At 71.9% G+C, this 17,030-nt stretch carries 12 protein-coding genes; 7 read left to right on the top strand and 5 right to left on the bottom strand.

All coding sequences use genetic code 11. The features are described from left to right. The first annotated feature begins 46 nt into the window (after positions 1-46). Positions 47-853 carry an HAD family hydrolase gene (locus MICAU_RS02160; RefSeq protein ID WP_013283636.1) on the top strand — a complete coding sequence of 269 codons (807 nt, stop codon included), beginning with the start codon at positions 47-49 and terminating at the stop codon, positions 851-853. A gap of 13 nt (positions 854-866) precedes the next feature. Here the strand turns inward: MICAU_RS02160 and MICAU_RS02155 are convergent, their stop codons facing one another. Further along, the gene (locus tag MICAU_RS02155) at positions 867-1,613 is read right to left on the bottom strand and encodes a Fic family protein (protein ID WP_013283635.1); all 747 of its coding nucleotides are present in this window, start codon (positions 1,611-1,613) and stop codon (positions 867-869) included. A 222-nt stretch (positions 1,614-1,835) separates the two neighbouring features. Between MICAU_RS02155 and acs the strand changes: the two genes are divergently transcribed. The 5 genes from acs (at position 1,836) to MICAU_RS02130 (ending at position 11,169) form a co-directional block, all read left to right on the top strand. Further along, positions 1,836-3,824, top strand: a complete 1,989-nt coding sequence (acs, locus tag MICAU_RS02150) for an acetate--CoA ligase (RefSeq protein WP_013283634.1) — start codon at positions 1,836-1,838, stop codon at positions 3,822-3,824. 229 nt (positions 3,825-4,053) lie between these two features. After that, on the top strand, positions 4,054-6,837 hold the full coding sequence (locus MICAU_RS02145) for an immune inhibitor A domain-containing protein (protein ID WP_244879713.1): 2,784 nt from the start codon (positions 4,054-4,056) through the stop codon (positions 6,835-6,837). Positions 6,838-7,193: 356 nt separating this feature from the next. Continuing rightward, on the top strand, positions 7,194-9,596 hold the full coding sequence (locus tag MICAU_RS02140) for an immune inhibitor A domain-containing protein (RefSeq protein WP_041798763.1): 2,403 nt from the start codon (positions 7,194-7,196) through the stop codon (positions 9,594-9,596). Between the two features lie 170 nt (positions 9,597-9,766). Then, positions 9,767-10,105 (top strand): hypothetical protein, encoded by a 339-nt coding sequence (locus tag MICAU_RS02135; protein ID WP_013283631.1) that lies wholly within the window; start codon positions 9,767-9,769, stop codon positions 10,103-10,105. 131 nt (positions 10,106-10,236) lie between these two features. Beyond that, positions 10,237-11,169, top strand: a complete 933-nt coding sequence (locus tag MICAU_RS02130) for an alpha/beta fold hydrolase (RefSeq protein ID WP_013283630.1) — start codon at positions 10,237-10,239, stop codon at positions 11,167-11,169. 1 nt (position 11,170) lies between these two features. On the opposite strand, the gene MICAU_RS02125 is transcribed toward MICAU_RS02130, so the two are convergent. Both MICAU_RS02125 and MICAU_RS02120 read right to left on the bottom strand, forming a co-directional pair. Beyond that, positions 11,171-11,536, bottom strand: coding sequence for a UCP033725 family protein (locus tag MICAU_RS02125; protein WP_013283629.1), 366 nt, complete (start codon positions 11,534-11,536; stop codon positions 11,171-11,173). Then, the gene (locus MICAU_RS02120; protein ID WP_013283628.1) at positions 11,533-14,733 is read right to left on the bottom strand and encodes an SseB family protein; all 3,201 of its coding nucleotides are present in this window, start codon (positions 14,731-14,733) and stop codon (positions 11,533-11,535) included. The genes MICAU_RS02125 and MICAU_RS02120 overlap by 4 nt, the downstream gene beginning before the upstream one ends. A 152-nt stretch (positions 14,734-14,885) precedes the next feature. Between MICAU_RS02120 and mycP the strand changes: the two genes are divergently transcribed. Continuing rightward, positions 14,886-16,100 carry a type VII secretion-associated serine protease mycosin gene (gene mycP / locus MICAU_RS02115; RefSeq protein ID WP_013283627.1) on the top strand — a complete coding sequence of 405 codons (1,215 nt, stop codon included), beginning with the start codon at positions 14,886-14,888 and terminating at the stop codon, positions 16,098-16,100. Between the two features lie 61 nt (positions 16,101-16,161). Here the strand turns inward: mycP and MICAU_RS02110 are convergent, their stop codons facing one another. Next, a complete protein-coding gene (locus tag MICAU_RS02110) occupies positions 16,162-16,455 on the bottom strand; it encodes a WXG100 family type VII secretion target (RefSeq protein ID WP_013283626.1) in 294 nt (97 codons plus the stop codon). 20 nt (positions 16,456-16,475) lie between these two features. After that, positions 16,476-16,793 carry a WXG100 family type VII secretion target gene (locus tag MICAU_RS02105; RefSeq protein ID WP_018787788.1) on the bottom strand — a complete coding sequence of 106 codons (318 nt, stop codon included), beginning with the start codon at positions 16,791-16,793 and terminating at the stop codon, positions 16,476-16,478. Between the last annotated feature and the right edge of the window lie 237 nt (positions 16,794-17,030).

Raw genomic sequence — 17,030 nt, 5'->3', positions numbered from 1 at the left:
CCGGGCGGACGCCTCCGCGCCTTCCGTCGGGCTAGACTTTCGCGCCGTGGGCCGCAGCGCCGCTTTCTTCGATCTCGACAAGACCGTCATCGCCAAGTCGAGCGCCCTGGCGTTCGGTCGGCCGTTCTACCGGGACGGGCTGATCACCCGGCGTGACGTGGTCAAGTCGGCGTACGCGCAGTTGATGTTCCGGCTGGGCGGCACCGACGAGCAGACCATGGCCCGCACCCGGGACTACCTGGCCACGCTCTGCAAGGGCTGGCCGGTGGAACAGGTCCGCCAGATCGTCGCGGAGACACTGCACGAACTGATCAACCCCTACGTGTACGCCGAAGCGGCCGCCCTCATCGAGGAGCACCAGGCCGCCGGGCGGGACGTGGTGCTGGTCTCCGCGTCGGGCGACGAGATGGTCCGGCCGATCGGCGAGCTGCTCGGGATCACCGACGTGATCGCCACCCGGATGGGCGTGGTCGACGGCCGTTACAGCGGCGAGGTCGAGTTCTACGCGGCCGGTCCGAGCAAGGTCGAGGCGGTCAGCGAACTGGCTCTTGAGCGGGACTACGACCTGGCCGACTCGTACGCGTACTCCGACTCGTACTCCGATCGGCCGCTGCTGGAGTGCGTGGGGCATCCGACGGTGGTCAACCCGGACCGGGCGCTGCGCAAGCTGGCGGTGGAGAACGCGTGGCCGGTGCTGGAGTTCCGGCACCCGATCCCGCTGGGCCGCCGGCTGCGGGAGCGGCCGGCGGTGCCGGTCGCGGCGGCGGCGCTCGGCGTGGGCGTAGGCGTGGCCATCGGCATCGCCTGGTACGGCCGGCACCGGCGCACCCGCGCCGCAGCACCCACCGCCTGACACCCCGCGCGCGTCAGGACGCGGCGAGGATCTCGTCGCCGATCAGCGTGATCTGGTCGGCGCCGACCTCCACCGCGCTCATGTAGTGCCGCAGCCAGGAGCGCAGGCCGTCGGGCGTGCCGGTGGCGAACGCGCCGGCCGCTCCCACGTACTCCGGTTCGCGCTCGCGGTGCCCGACGTCCACCGCGACCAGCCCGCGGGGGTCGAACCCGGTGGAGATCAGCACCAGCCGGGCGGCGGCACGGGCCACCACCCCGGACGGGCCCGGGAACGGGCGCAGGTTCAGCAGCTCGCCGTGTACGACGGCGGCCAGCACCAGCGGTGGCACCTTGGTGCCGCCGGCGACGAGGGCGGCCAGGCCGTCGAGGCGGGCCGCGACCACCGGGTCGGCGACCGGGCGGCCCAGTTCCTCCTCGGTCACCACGTCGCGGGCGGCGAGCACGTGCAGCCGGGCCATCACCTGCCGGGGAGCCTTGGGCCAGAGGTCGCTCAGCCCGGGCAGCGCCCCGGCGACCCGGAGCGCGCCCTGGAGCACCGGGTCGGTGACGGTGCCGGCGCGTACCTCCTCGCGGTCGTGGACGCGGCCCTCCAGCGCGGCGCTGGCCACTGCCGAGCGGAGGCTGACCTCGGCGGCGACCTGGCCGCCCTGGCGGCGCAGCGCGCGGTGCCGGTGGGCCAGGTCGACCCGCTCGCGGGCCTGCTCGACGGCGGTGGCGACGTCGGCGAGCGCGAGCAGCGGGGCGAGCGGATCGGTGGTCACCCCGTCACGCTAGCGACCGCCGGGCTCCTCCCAAGCCGGGGGTTGTTAATAAGGGGCCCTTCCTCTACCGGAGGCGTTAATAAGGGGCCCTTCCTTACACCTCGGCGCGAGGGAAGGGCCACTGGGCGCGCGGTGAGGGGCCGGACGGTCGCGAGCGGGGTACGGCGGGACTAACCTTCCCCGGAGTAGGAGACGCAGGTCACGCGACGAAGGAGTCACCGCATGAGCGAGGCATTGGCCAACTTGCTGAACGAGACGCGCCAGTTCCCGCCGCCGGCTGAACTCGCCGCGAACGCCAACGTGACCGCCGAGGCGTACGAGGAGGCGGCCGGGGACCGGCTGGCCTTCTGGGAGCGCCAGGCCGGCCGGCTGGCCTGGGCCCAGCCGTGGGAGCAGGTGCTCGACTGGTCGAACGCCCCGTTCGCGAAGTGGTTCACCGGGGGCAAGCTCAACGTGGCGTACAACTGCCTGGACCGGCACGTCGAGGCGGGCCTCGGCGACAAGGTGGCGATCCACTGGGAGGGCGAGCCGGGCGACACCCGTACCGTCACCTACGCCGACCTGCACAAGCTCACCTGTCAGGCGGCGAACGCGCTGACCGAGCTGGGCGTGACCGCCGGTGACCGGGTGGCGATCTACCTGCCGATGATCCCGGAGGCGGCGGTGGCGATGCTCGCCTGCGCCCGGATCGGCGCCACGCACAGCGTGGTGTTCGGCGGCTTCTCCGCCGACGCGCTCACCAACCGGATCCAGGACGCCAGCGCCAAGGTGGTGATCACCGCGGACGGCGGCTTCCGCCGGGGCAAGCCGTCGGCGCTCAAGCCGACGGTGGACGAGGCGGTGGCGAACTGCCCGTCGGTCGAGCACGTGCTGGTGGTCCGGCGTACCGGTGAGGAGGTCGCCTGGTCGGCGAAGGACCACTGGTGGCACGAGACGGTGGAGACGGCGTCGCCGGAGCACGAGGCGCAGGCGTTCGACGCCGAGCACCCGCTGTTCATCCTCTACACCAGCGGCACGACCGCCCGCCCGAAGGGCATCCTGCACACCACCGGCGGCTACCTGACCCAGACGTCGTACACCACGCACGCGGTGTTCGACCTGAAGCCGGAGACGGACGTCTACTGGTGCACGGCCGACATCGGCTGGGTGACCGGGCACTCCTACATCGTGTACGGCCCGCTCTCCAACGGCGCCACCCAGGTCATGTACGAGGGCACGCCGGACACCCCGCACAAGGGCCGGTTCTGGGAGGTCGTCGACAAGTACAAGGTGACCATCCTGTACACCGCGCCGACGCTGATCCGCACCATGATGAAGTGGGGCGAGGACATCCCGGCCGGGTACGACCTGTCGTCGCTGCGCCTGCTCGGCAGCGTCGGTGAGCCGATCAACCCGGAGGCGTGGATCTGGTACCGGCAGCACGTCGGCCGCGGCGAGCTGCCGGTGGTGGACACCTGGTGGCAGACCGAGACCGGCGCCATCATGATCTCGCCGCTGCCCGGCGTGACCGAGGCGAAGCCCGGCTCGGCGATGAGCCCGCTGCCCGGCATCGTCGCCGACGTGGTCGACGACCAGGGCCAGTCGGTGCCGAACGGCGGCGGCGGATACCTCGTGCTGAAGGAGCCGTGGCCGTCGATGCTGCGGACGATCTGGGGCGACGACAACCGGTTCCTGGAGACGTACTGGTCCCGGTTCGGCGCCGGTGCGAACACCGGGGACGAGTGGGTCTACTTCGCCGGTGACGGCGCGAAGAAGGACGACGACGGGCACATCTGGCTGCTCGGCCGGGTGGACGACGTGATGCTGGTGTCCGGCCACAACATCTCCACCACGGAGGTGGAGTCGGCGCTGGTCAGCCACCCGTCGGTGGCGGAGGCGGCGGTGGTGGGCGCGACCGACCCGACCACCGGCCAGGCGATTGTCGCGTTCGCCATCCCGCGCGGCAGCGCGGAGATCTCCGGTGACGCGGGCGAACAGCTCATCGCCGAGCTGCGCAACCACGTGGCGAAGACGCTCGGCCCGATCGCCAAGCCGCGGCAGATCATGCTGGTGCCGGAGCTGCCGAAGACCCGCTCCGGCAAGATCATGCGCCGGCTGCTGCGGGACGTGGCGGAGAACCGGTCGCTCGGCGACGTGACCACGCTCCAGGACTCCTCGGTCATGGAATTGATCTCGTCGGGGATGAGCGGCGGGAAGTCCGACGAGGACTGACGTCGACCGACGAGGGGGCGGGCCGCCGGACGGTCCGCCCCCTCGTCGCATCCGGGATCCGCGCCGGTCGATCGGGGGATCCGGGACTGACCTGATCGGCCAGAGGGCCTGATCAACTCTGTCGATGTCGCTCGTCGTCGGTTACGTTCAGCCAACCGGCGGATTTCGACGAGCGTCACTGAGACGGCCGGTCCCCACCATTCCCTACGAACGGAGTGGCATGCTCCCCATGTCGCAGCACAGGGCACGGCGACGCTTACTCGTCGCACTGCCCGCCATCGCGCTCGCGGCCACGTCGCTGACCGTGACGGGCAGCGCGGCGGCCCAGCCGGCCCGCTCCGCACCGGTCACGATCGGGGCGGACGAGCACTACATCAACTACGCCGAGCCCGAGGTCCAGCCGGACACCGGCGGCAAGGAGGTCAAGGGCCGCGACGGCGTCTTCTCCTCGCCGGCGGACGAGGCCCGCGCCTACGACCGCAAGTACGCCGGGGGCAACCCGATCGCGGCCCGCGAGCTGGCCAAGCTGGAGGCCAAGTCCATCCGGACCGGCCACAGCCCTCGGAAGATCAAGAAGGCCAAGAGCACACAGACCGCCAAGCTGCTGACGCTGCTCGTCGAGTTCAACGACAAGGCCAACGACGACTTCACCGACGTGATGGTCCCGAAGACGGTGTTCGAGGACCGCACCTGCGTTCCCGGCACCGTGCAGAACGGGCCGCGGCACAACACGATCCCGAACCCGGCCACGCTGCCGCACAAGGACAACAACTCGATGTGGGTGCCGGACTTCTCTCCGGCCCACTACGACAAGATGCTGTACAGCAAGAAGGGCATCACCGAGCGGGTCCGCAAGGACCTGAAGGGGCCGGACGGCAAGCCGGGCATCAGCCTCGCCGGGCGGACCATGCACAACATGTACCTGGAGATGTCCAAGGGCGCGTACACAGTGGACGGGCAGGCCAGCCCGTGGATCACGGTGCCGCACTCGGAGGGCTGGTACGCCGCCTCGCGCTGCTTCCAGGACGAGAACGGCAACTGGGTCGCCGGGCGTGAGCAGTCGATGAACGGCCACCCGGACAACCCGCAGGGCGCCGGCCGGCTCGCCACCGACGCGATCGACGCGCTGGCCGCGGCCGACCCGAACTTCCCCTGGGCCGACTACGACATCGAGGACCAGAGCGACCGCGACGGCGACGGCAACTACCACGAGCCGGACGGCGTGATCGACCACCTCGTGCTGGTGCACGCCAACCAGGGCAAGTCCCGCGGCGGCGGCGACGTCGGCATCTACTCGGTCTGGGCGCACTCGTCGACCGTGACCGGTGGCTACACGATTCCGGGCACCAACCTGAAGGTGTCGAACTACATCGTGCAGCCGGAGGACGCCGGCGTCGGCGTCTTCGCCCACGAGTTCGGGCACGACCTGGGCCTGCCGGACCTCTACGACACCTCCGGCAACGCCGACTCCGACGTGGACTTCTGGGACCTGATGGCGTCCGGCTCGCACTCCGGCGAGATCTTCCAGGCGCTGCCCACCCACATGGGCCTCTGGGACAAGTGGGTGCTCGGCTGGGCCGAGCCGAAGACGTTCGGCCCGGGTGACCGGTCCAAGCTGGTCAAGCTCGGGCAGACGTCACGTACGCCGGTCGGCACCGAGGACGGCATCAAGATCGACCTGCCGGACAAGGTGATCTCGCTGGCCACGCCGCACAGCGGCTCGAACATGTGGTACTCCGGCGCCGACCAGAACTGGGCCGACGTCAAGCTCAGCCGCACGGTGACCGTCCCGAACGCCGCTGATGCGAAGTTCTGGATGTGGAACAACTACGTCATCGAGGCGGACTGGGACTTCGGCTTCGTCGAGGTCTCCACCGACGGCGGTGCCACCTGGAGCGAGCAGAAGGTGTACGCCGAGGGCGGCGCGCTGGTCTCCACCAACGACGGCTACGCCGACCCGAACGGCCGCATGGTCGACTTCGGCAACAAGAAGTACGGCCTGACCGGCAGCACGAACGGGTGGCGGCACGACTACGTCGACCTGTCGTCGTACGCCGGGCAGACCGTGCAGGTGCGGCTGCGCTACGCCACCGACGAGGCGTTCGTGGAGCGCGGCTGGTTCGCCGACGACTTCTCGGTGACCGGCGGCGGCGCCACCACCTGGAGCGACGACGTGGAGAGCGGCGCGGCGGGCTGGACCCAGACCGGTGGCACCTTCACCGACACCAGCGGCGCGGGTTGGTACATCGACTCGGGCACCCAGGTGAAGTCGCACTACTACCTGGCCGAGTGGCGTAACTTCGACGGCTTCGACAAGGGCCTGAAGTACACCTACGACACCGTCTACTCGCACGAGGCGTGGAAGGTCGACCGGATCGCGTACAACGCGCCGGGCATGCTGGTCTGGTACCGGGACACCCAGCTCGGCGACGTCAACCACGTCACCGCGCAGATGACCGCGCTGCCCAGCTACGGCGCCAAGGGCGGTCTGCTGATCGTCGACTCGCACAACGACCCGCTGCGCCGCAAGGGCGTCGCGGCCGAGAAGGACCCGTCGGTGCTGAAGAACCTGCCCAGCCGGCCGCAGTCCTCCAACGCCGCGTTCGGCCTGAAGCCGACGTACCCGTTCAAGGAGTGCCTGGAGGCGGCGGACGAGCCGTACAGCGAGTACTGCACGAAGTTCGGCCCGCAGGCTCCGGTGCGCGGTTTCACCGACGCCAAGGGCTGGTACCCGGGCATCGAGATCCGTGACGGCGCCGCGTACGCGCGGGACAACGACGCCTCGGTGGTCGTCCCGTCGCGGGGCAACCAGCAGTACACGACCCGGGTGGTGAACCCGGACGGCACCCCGGCGACGGACTACTACGGTTCGACGCTGGGTGGCGGGGCGATCGTGCTCGGCACCGGCAACCCGGGTGACGCGGGCGTCCAGTACGGCGTCTCGATCATCATCAAGCGGGCCGTCAAGGACAACTCGTACGCCACTGTGTACGTGGTTCCGCCGCGGAGCTGAACCGTACGTTCAAACCGGAACCGGAATGACCGAAAAATGAGCTGAACAGGCTCGATGGGGGAAGGGTCGGGAGCGCGAGCGCCCCCGACCCTTCCGCGTTACCGCTTAATCCATGACTGTCACTGCAATCCATGATCCAGGCATCGCTGCTGGTCAACGGCTCGGTGACAGGCAGGCGTGTGACGGTGAAAAGCATCCCCAACAAAAAGTTGCTACAAATCGACGCACACATCTTCCCACCAGTCGCAGCAGTGTCTATGTTCACCCTTGGTCCCACTAGTGGGACGTTCCACCGGCCCGTACCCCCAGTTGGGCCGGTTCCCTCACACCGGAGGTACCACGTGCGCAAAGTCGCAGTGGGTCTGCTCGGGCTTTCGCTGACCGCGACGGGACTGGTGGCAGGCACGTCCGCCAGCGCCGCGCCGACGCCGAAGTTGCCGGCCGCCGCCCCGTCGGTGGCCGAGCCTGCGCAGGCTGAGCACGACCTGCCCAACCCGCTCGAGGAGAAGCGGCGCGCGCTGCGCCAGGAGGGCCTCAGCGAGGTCCTGTCCGGCAGGGCGAAGGCCCAGAAGATCAACGGCAGCACGGTCGTCAAGGTCGGCGAGCGGGCTGCCGAAGGTGCCGCGGCGGGCAGGTCCGCCAAGAGCACCAAGGCCGGCAAGGGTCCGACCAAGGACCAGTACGTCGAACTCTCCCGCGAGCGGACCGACAAGATCTTCGTCATCCTCGCGGAGTTCGGCGACGAGCGGCACCCGAACTACCCGGACCAGGACACCGACCCGGACACCCCGGGCCCGTCCCGGTTCGACGGTCCGCGCGTCAACCAGATCCCGGAGCCCAACCGGGCGGTGGACAACTCCACCGTGTGGCAGGCCGACTACAGCGCCGACCACTTCCGGAAGCTGTACTTCGGCACCGCCCCCGGTGACGAGTCGGTGAAGCAGTACTACGAGGCCCAGTCCTCGGGTCGGTACAGCGTCGACGGCGAGGTCACCAACTGGGTGAGGGTGCGGTACAACGAGGCCCGCTACGGCCGTTCCGACGGCTACCCGTGCGCCTCGAACGTCTGCACCAACACCTGGGCGCTGGTCCGCGACGCCGCCAACCAGTGGGTCGCCGACCAGAAGGCGCAGGGCCGCTCCGACGCGGAGATCGCCGCGGACGTCAAGGCGATGGACGAGTGGGACCGGTACGACTTCGACGGCGACGGCAACTTCAACGAGCCGGACGGCTACATCGACCACTTCCAGATCGTCCACGCCGGCGGCGACCAGGCCGACGGTGACCCGTACCAGGGTGAGGACGCCATCTGGAGCCACCGGTGGTACGCCTTCGCCAGCGACCAGGGCAACACCGGCCCGGAGAACTTCCCGGCCGGCGGCACCCAGATCGGCAACACCGGCGTCTGGATCGGTGACTACACCATCCAGCCGGAGAACGGTGGCCGGAGCGTCTTCTACCACGAGTACGGCCACGACCTCGGTCTGCCGGACGACTACAACGTGGTCAGCGGTGGGGACAACAACAACGAGCACTGGACCCTGATGGCCCAGAGCCGGCTCGGCGCCAAGAACGACGGCGGCATCGGCGAGCGCGGTGGCGACCTCGGCGCCTGGAACAAGCTCCAGCTCGGCTGGCTCGACTACGAGGTTGTCGTGGCCGGGCAGAAGCGCACCCTGGAGCTGGGCCCGCAGGAGTACAACTCCAACAAGGCCCAGGCCGCCGTGGTGGTGCTGCCGCAGCGGGAGTACACGTTCCAGAACGGCAAGCCGTTCGAGGGTACGAAGCAGTTCTTCTCGGGCAACGACGACGACCTGAACAACACGATGACGCGCACTGTCGACCTCACCGGGAAGACCAGCGCCGCGCTGTCGATGAAGGGTCGTTACAGCATCGAGGCGGACTACGACTACCTGTTCTTCGAGGCGTCCACCGACGGTGGCCAGACCTGGACCTCGCTGGCCGGTACGGCCAACGGCGCCCCGCTGAAGGAGATCTCCCCCGGGCGCTACGCCCTGGACGGCTCCAGCAACGACCAGTGGGTCGACGTCAACATCCCGATGGACGCGGTCGCCGGCAAGGTCGCGCAGTTCCGGCTCCGCTACCAGACGGACGGCGGTGTCTCCGAGGGCGGCTTCTACGGTGACGCGATCACCGTGACCGCCGACGGCCAGACGGTGCTCACCGACGGCGCCGAGGCCGGTGCGAACGGCTGGACCCTCAGCGGCTTCAGCATCGTCGAGGAAACCTACACCCGTAAGTTCGACAACTACTACATCGCCGGCAACCGGTCGTACGTCTCGTACGACAAGTACCTCAAGACCGGCCCGTACTTCTTCGGCTACGCGAACACCCGCCCGGACTACGTGGACCACTACGCGTACCAGGAGGGTCTGCTGATCTCCTACTGGAACCTCCGGTTCGCGGACAACGACACGTTCGCGCACCCGGGTGAGGGTCGGAACATGATCATCGACGCGCACCCGCGGCCGATCTACAACCTGACCGGGCAGCCCTGGCGGGCCCGCGTCCAGGTCTACGACGCGCCGTTCAGCCTGAAGAAGGCCGACTCGTTCACGCTGCACCTCAACAGCCAGCCGCAGTACATCCGCGGCCAGGCGGCGCAGCCGCTGTTCGACGACACCAAGCAGTACTGGTACCCGGAGCTGCCGAACCACGGCGTCAAGCTCCCGGCCACCGGCACCAAGATCAAGGTCCTGGAGCAGAACGGCACCTCGGTGAAGGTCCGCTTCTCCTGATCCACTGATCGACGCACCACGCGATGCCCGGGCGGTTCACCCGCCCGGGCATCGCCCTTTCCGGGGAACCCGGCGTACCCCACCCGCGTCCCATCCGTTCGACACCCGCACCACGCTGCCGGCCGCTCCGCGATGGCGCTGATCGCCGGCGCGGCCGAGACGGAGGATCCGTGTCCGACGACCACCAGCCGGCCGCGAGCGGCCCCGCCTCGCCCGCCGGCCGCCCCACGCCGCTGTCCGCCACCGACCTGCCGACGCTGCGCCGGCCCGCCGGCCCGCCGAAGAGACCGACTGACAACCGGCCCACGGGCGTCGTCGCCGGCTGGATCACCCGGGGCGGTCCCGGGCCGTGCTACGGGCTGATGGACGAGAACGGCACGGAGTACGCGGTGTACGGCCCGAACGCCGGCGAGCTGCGCAAGGGCGACCTGGTCACGCTGCGGCTCACCGCGCGGGACCGCTCCGTCGACTGCGGACCCGGCATCCCGATGCGGATCATCGAGGAGTGACAGGCGGTATCGGCGCCCTCACGCACCCGGCGGGCGGCCGGGTATGCGGTTCCGGGTGACCGCCCGGAGAAATCCCTGATCCTGGTCACCTGCGGGGCCGGTGGGTGACCGGCGGCCCTAGGCTGTGCCCCATGACCGACCAGCGCGGCGGACCCGTCGACGAGTCCTGCGTCCTGCCCGAAGGGCCGTGGACGCACCGGTTCGTCGGCGCCAACGGCAGCCGGTTCCACGTCGTCGAGGCGGGCACCGGCCCGATGGTGCTCTTCCTGCACGGCTTCCCCGAATACTGGTACGCCTGGCGCGAGATGCTGCCCGCGGTCGCCGACGCGGGCTTCCGCGCGGTCGCTGTCGACCTGCGCGGTTACGGTGCGAGCGACAAGCCACCCCGGGGGTACGACGGCTACACGCTCGCCGCCGACGTCGCCGGCCTGATCCGGGCACTCGGTGAGCGGTCGGCCACCGTGGTCGGCACCGGCGCGGGCGGGCTCATCGGCTGGACCGCCGCCTCCTTCCACCCGACCCTGGTCCGGCGGCTCGTGGTGCTCGGCGCGCCGCATCCGCTGCGGCTGCGGGCGGCCATCTTCGCCGACCCGCGCGGCCAGTTCACCTCGGCCACCGCGACGCTGAAGTTCCAGCTCCCCCGCTACGAGCACGTACTGGCCCGGGACGGCGCCGCCGAGGTGGAGGAGATCCTGCGCCGGTGGGGTGGCCCGCGCTGGGTGTCCGGCCCGGACTTCGCCGACTACGCCCACTGCTGCCGGGTGGCGATGCAGATCCCGCAGGCCGCGTTCTGCGCGATGGAGGGCTACCGCTGGGCGTTCCGCTCCGTGCTGCGGCTGCACGGCTACCGCTTCGTGAAGCTGATGCAGAAGCCGCTGGTCACGCCGACCCTGCAACTGCACGGCGCGCTCGACCGGGCCTCGCTCCCCCGTACCGCCCAGGGCTCCGGCCGCTACGTCACCGCCCCGTACGAGTGGCGGCTGCTCGACGACGTGGGCCACTTCCCGCACGTGGAGGCCCGGGACGTGGTGCTCGGCGAGATCCTGCGCTGGGCGAAGTCCTGACTCAGACCCGCTGCTCGCCCAGGTCGGCCACCTCGGCCGCCGGCGCCCAGCCCTGGTAGACGCCGAAGTCGAACGCCTCCAAGCCCATCGCCTCGGCCACCGGCCAGCGCCCGCCGGTGTACTCCAGCCGCAACCAGCCCTCGTGCTCGGCCAGCACGATGAACGGCTGGCCCTGCCAGGTGCAGGTGGTCCGCACGTACGCCAGATCGTCGACCTCGGCGGCCGGCACCACCCGGACGTACCGGCCGGGGCGCACCTCGGTGAATCCCTCGTCCGGGCCGGGCTGGTACAGGCGGATGTCGTCGCCGTCGGGGCTGGCCTGGTACTCCCGCCCTCGCCAGCGGGCCACGTAGCCGTCGCGGCTCACGCCTCGCCCGCCTTCCGCCACAGCAGCTCGTCGGTGTCCAGGACCGCGACCAGCTTGCTGTCACCGTCCGAGCCGACCCGCCACAGCTCGGCGCCGTGGGGGAGCCGGGCGCTGTCCACCTTGAACTCGGCGATCACGTCGCTGCTCTCCCCCGGCGCGAAGCCGTTGCCGCGGAACGGGGACCGCTCGATCACCCAGCCCTCCATCGCCCGCATCGCCGCCTCGTTCGGGCCGCCGTACGGGATCCGGTAGAGGCTCGGCCGGTAGGCGGGCCAGCGTAGCAGGTATATCTCGTCGTCGTCCGGGGAGAACGGCGAACCGGGGTGGCCGAGGCCGAGCGCGCGGTACAGCTCCGCCGGGGTACGCAGGTGTGCCAGTTCCCCGGCCCGGTGCACGAATCCGGAGACCCGGTCGTAGCCACGCTCCAGGTAGTACGCGAGCTGGCTCGCCGCGATCGCCTTCTGCATGGTCACCGGCCGGTCCGCAGTGTTCGTGGGCGCCTCCGGACGCTGTCGCTCCGCCTGCTGCGGCGCGGCGGCCGGCTCCGGGTCGTCGCCGAGGCCCACCTCGGCCGCCCAGTTGGCGAGCGCGAGGACCTGCTCCCCCGGGTACGTCGCGCCGACCGGGCTGCCCGGGTTGACCCGGAACGACCACGCCACGTCCGGCCACCTGCGGATGAGCTGGACGAACTTGACCCGTACCGTCTCGATCTGGCCCTCGGTGTGCTCGGCCAGGCGTTCCGGCGAGGTGTAGACCGAGACGCACCTCCCGCCGTCGACCTGGTCGGCGTGCCAGACGAAGCCGGGGTCACCCGGCCGGCTGCCGGTGGCCGAGTCGGGCGCGACCGGCAGCAGCACCCGGGCCAGCAGCAGGGTGGTGAGGAAGCCGTCGGTGCTGCCGCTGCCCGCGGCGGCCAGCAGGTCCTCCTCGACGTCGTTCGCCGGTACGAACTCGGCGGCCGATCCGTCGCCTGACGGCGGCTCGTCAGTCGTTTCGGAGGCCGCGGGCCCCGCCGTGTCCGGCGCCTGCGTGGACAGCGCCACGGTCGGCTCACCGGGCGCGAACAGCGACGTGGCGACCGGTTCGTCGCCGGTCGCCGGCTCGAAGAGGGACACGGTCGGCTGTTCCGCCGGCGCGGGGTCGGACAGCGACGCGGTCGGCTCGGCCGGCGGGCTGGTCAGTGGCGCAGTGGGGTCGTCCGGCGCGAGGTCCGACAGCGACGTCGTCGACTCGGACGGCACCGGATCGAACAACGACACGGTCGGCTCCGCCGGTGCCCGGTCGAACAGCGGAGCGGTCTGCTCGGTCGGGGCCGGATCGAACAGCGAGACCGTCGGCTCGGCCCCATCCCGGCCGGCCAGCGGCGCGGTCGACTCGGTCGAAACCCGATCGAACAGCGAGACCGTCGGCTCGGCCGACGACGACGCCGACGACGACGCCGCCGACGACACGAACAGCGGCGCGGTGGCCTCGCCTGCCGGGGTCGGCGGCTCGAACAGCGACGTCGTGGGCTCGGACTCCGACGCGAGCGACACGGTCGGCTCGTCGGGTGGCGTACTCCGGTCCGTCGCGGCGGTGGCCCCGGTACGGGCCGGCGTCGGCTCGGTGAGGTTCACCGTGTCGTCTGCGACCGGCGGGTCCACGGAGAGCGGCATCGTCGGGTCGGTGGTTCCGGCCCAGGGCGTGGCCGCGCCCTCGGCCGGTTCCGCGCGTACCGGACCGGCCGGCTGCGCGGACCAGAGCGGCGCGGGCTCGGTCAGGTCGCGGGCCTCGATGACGGTGCCCTCGATGACGATGGGTGTGAAGTCGCGGCGCGGCGCGGGCGGCGCGGAGACCGGTTCGGCGATCGACGGAGGCAGTTCCTCCGCCGGCTCGTCGATCGTCTCCCACCGCGTGGTCTCGTCCTCGGTGCCGCCCGGCGCGGCCCTCCATCCGTCAGCAGTGGCCGGTCCGGCGTGGGCTGCCACGGCCGGTCCGGCGTGCGTCGCCGCAGCCGTTCCGGCGTCTGCCGGTCCGGCGTGACGGCGGGGCAGCGCCTCGGTCGCGTCCTCGGGCGGGCGGGTCGGCCGGAACGCCTGCGTCGCCTCGTCCGGCCGGGGCACTGGCGGCTCGTCCGGCCGCGCCGCGAACGCGTGGGTCGGACCCTCGCGTACCGGCTCGTTCAGCGGCCGTCGGCGCGGGAACGGCTGCCCGCCGGCGAACCGGGTCGGTGGGGTGGCCCGGTCGCCGGCCCGGCGCGACGGGTCCAGCGGCGACGGGCGCCGGGCCGAGCGGCCACCGGACGAGGGTTCGAAGAAGGAGCGGGCCGGCGGCGGAGCGGCGGCGGCCGGTGGCTCGTCGGCGGGTGCCGCCGGGGCGGCGGCGAAGGGGTCCGGCTCGTCCGGGCGACGGCGCAGGTCGGTGAGCCAGCCGTCGAGGGCGTCCGTATCCGCCTCGGCGCCGGAAGTGGTCCGGCTCGGGACGTCGCTGTCCGCCGCTCGGCGGCGCGGCGGCACGGTGGGCAGTCGCCGTCCCAGGACCGAGGCGGCCCGCATCGGCACCGTGGCCGGCTCGTCGGTCTCCATCAGCCGCTCGTCCCGGCCCGGCGCACCAGCACCAGCAAGGGGCGGCACGGCCGGAGGCGGCACCGCGGGTGGCGGCACGACCGGAGGCGGAGCAGCGGCCGGCGGGACGACGGCAGGGGGCACCCGAGCAGGGGTGACGGCGGCCGGCGGGACGGGAACGGCGGGCGGGCGGGGCGCGGCCTCGGGCACCGTGTTCCGGGCTCCCCGGGTGGCGTTCTCCACCCGTTCCAGCCGGGCCCGGGCGCCCATCGTGCGTCCGGGCAGCCGGACGTCGCCCCGGGAGAGCTGAGCCACGTACCAGGCGGGCAGGTAGCCCTCGATCGGCAGCCCGGGGTTGACCGCCAACCACCACTCGGGGTTCGGCCAGCCGGCCGCCAGGTCCGGGTAGGGGACGCGGCGGGTGGGGCCCGCGTTCTCCCCCAGGCTCGCACGCAGCGCGGCGACGGAGGTGAAGGCCAGCACGTGGGTGCGCCCCCCGGAGGTCCAGGTGCCCCACCCGGCGGTCGGTCCGTTCGCGACCGGAAGCAAGAGATCGACGCGGGTCAGCGCACGGAAGTACTGCTGCTGGTCCTGCGCGCGCAGCGCGTCCCGCATCGCCACCTCGGCCTCGGTGGCCGGCTCCCATCCGGTCACGGCCACCTCTCCTTCCGCGAACAGGCCACAGGCATCGCATACAACCTACAAGGTGGCAGCAAGATCAGGACTTCTGGCCATCGACGGTCGGCCCCGACGTGAGTGAGCCGCTAACATCCCGTTCCGGAGCCGACACGTTACGGAGGTCGTCGATGTCTCGGCCAGTCGCGTACCCCGTCGTGGCCGCCCTGGCGACGCTCCTCGTCGCCGGGGTTCCGGCCGCTCCGGCGACGGCTCGCGCACCCGCCGGCTGCGCCTCGCCGCCCGCGCCGGCCCGCCCGGTGGCGGACCAGCCGTGGCCGCAGCAGCGGTACGCCCCGGAACGGCTCACCCCCCTCGCAACGGGGGCCGGGGTCGTGGTCGCGGTCGTCGACTCGGGAGTGGACCGGTCCCACCCGCAGCTGGCCGGTCGCGTCCTCGACGGCGCCGACTTCCTCGATCGGAGCGGGGACGGCACCCGGGACTGCGCCGGGCACGGCACCGGGGTGGCGAGCATCATCGCCGCCGCGCCGCAGCCCGGCGTCGCGTTCCGCGGCCTCGCGCCGGACGCACGCATCCTGCCGGTACGGGTGAGCGAGCAGCAGGTGGTCGACGGGCGGGAGTCGGGGCGTACCGTCGACGCGGCCGGGTTCGCCCGGGCCATCCGCTGGGCCGTGGACCACGACGCCGACGTGCTCAACCTCTCGGTCGTGCTGTACGCGGACGACCCGGCCGTACGCGCCGCCGTCGCCTACGCGGTGCGGCGGGACGTGGTGGTGGTGGCCGCCGCCGGCAACCTGCACGACAACGGGGATCCCCGGCCCTACCCGGCGGCGTACGACGGGGTGCTCGGCGTCGGCGCGATCGGGCGGGACGGGACACGCTCGGCGTTCTCCCAGACCGGCTCGTACGTGGACGTGGTCGCCCCTGGTAGCGAGGTGCTGATGGCGGCGCCCAGGTCGGGCCACCAGCGGGCGGAGGGGACCAGCTACGCCACTCCGTTCGTGGCGGGTACTGCCGCGTTGCTGCGCCAGTACCGGCCCCGGCTGAGCGCGGCCGAGGTGGCCGGCCTGATCGTGGCCGCCGCCGACCCGGCGCCCGGGCGGGACGCGGGCTACGGCGCGGGGGTGCTCAACCCGTACCGGGCGGTGACCGAGTCGGCCGGCGCGACCGATACCCGCACCCGGCCGGGGGCGGCGCTTCCCGCCGAGCGGCCCGATCCGGCCGCACTGGCCCGCCAGTCCCGCCGGGACACGGCCCGGGACCGGGCGCTGCTGGCCGCCGCCGTCGCGGGCGGGGCGGTGGCACTGGTGGCGGCGCTCGCCCTGGTGCTGCCGCGCGGCGCACGCAGGCGCTGGCGGGCGGCGGACCCGGCAGTTCCGAGCTGATCGCCGGCCACGCGCGAAGCCGCGCGGCCCGGGTCACCTGCCCGGGCCGCGCGGCGTCGGTTCACTGGAACATGTTGGCGTTGCGCTTCTCGGTGTCGAGGTAGTCGGTCGCGGAGTCCTCGACGGCGAGCTTGATGTCACGCAGCATCGCCTGGAGGTCCTGCGAGGCGGCCCGCCACCGGGACTGCCGCACCTCGTACGCCTCGCGGGCCTCGCCGTTCCAGCTCGCCACCAGCGGGGCGGCGTCGCGTTCGAGCTGACCGAGCTGACTCTCCAGCGTGGACAGCGCCCGTTGGATGTCGGCGCCCGCCTGTTGCAGGGCGGCGAAGTTGACGACCAGCACACCGTGCTCCATGGATTCGATCCTTCCGGTTGTCAGAGCGGCAGCTGGATGCCGCGGTTGGTGCCCGCCACCCGGCCGGCGGCCTCGGTGTCGGAGACGTCGTAGTGGCGGCCGGCGCTGCGGATCGCGGTCGCGGTCTCGCGCAGCGCCCGCTGAAGGGCGGCCTGGTCCTGCGCCCACTGCTGCTTGACCTGCGCGAACGAGCGCCCACCGGCACCCCGCCAGGCCTGCTGCAACACCTCCAGCTCGGCCATCAGGCCGCTGAGCATGGTCTGGAGCGACTGGTCGACCTGCTCGAACTTCGCGGCGGTCTGCTGCATCACCGCGGCTTCTGCCTGGGTCTGGGACATCCCGGACGTCACCTCGTCTCCTCGGTCGTGGCTGGCCACCGTGTGACCACCGTGGACTCGTCGGCGGGGGTCCGGGGCCGGTGGAGGGGGAAGCCCGGCGGCGGCGGACACGCAACTCGACGATTTCGTCGCTGACGGTAGTCGTCCGACTCCGGTTCTGCTACCCCCTCGGGCTCCCCTGTGGACAACCCGCCCACTACGATGAGCCACGGCAACGTCACGCGGAGGCCCGGCGAG

The organism is Micromonospora aurantiaca ATCC 27029, from assembly GCF_000145235.1.
Classification (GTDB): domain Bacteria; phylum Actinomycetota; class Actinomycetes; order Mycobacteriales; family Micromonosporaceae; genus Micromonospora; species Micromonospora aurantiaca.
This window is presented reverse-complemented; position numbering and strand designations above follow the sequence as displayed.

Excerpts from the sequence above, each read along its gene's own strand:
- MICAU_RS02130 (WP_013283630.1), top strand. The coding sequence starts at position 10,237 with ATGACCGACCAGCGCGGCGGACCCGTCGACGAGTCCTGCGTCCTGCCC.
- MICAU_RS02105 (WP_018787788.1), bottom strand. The coding sequence starts at position 16,793 with ATGTCCCAGACCCAGGCAGAAGCCGCGGTGATGCAGCAGACCGCCGCG.
- acs (WP_013283634.1), top strand. The coding sequence starts at position 1,836 with ATGAGCGAGGCATTGGCCAACTTGCTGAACGAGACGCGCCAGTTCCCG.
- MICAU_RS02145 (WP_244879713.1), top strand. The coding sequence starts at position 4,054 with ATGTCGCAGCACAGGGCACGGCGACGCTTACTCGTCGCACTGCCCGCC.
- MICAU_RS02110 (WP_013283626.1), bottom strand. The coding sequence starts at position 16,455 with ATGGAGCACGGTGTGCTGGTCGTCAACTTCGCCGCCCTGCAACAGGCG.
- mycP (WP_013283627.1), top strand. The coding sequence starts at position 14,886 with ATGTCTCGGCCAGTCGCGTACCCCGTCGTGGCCGCCCTGGCGACGCTC.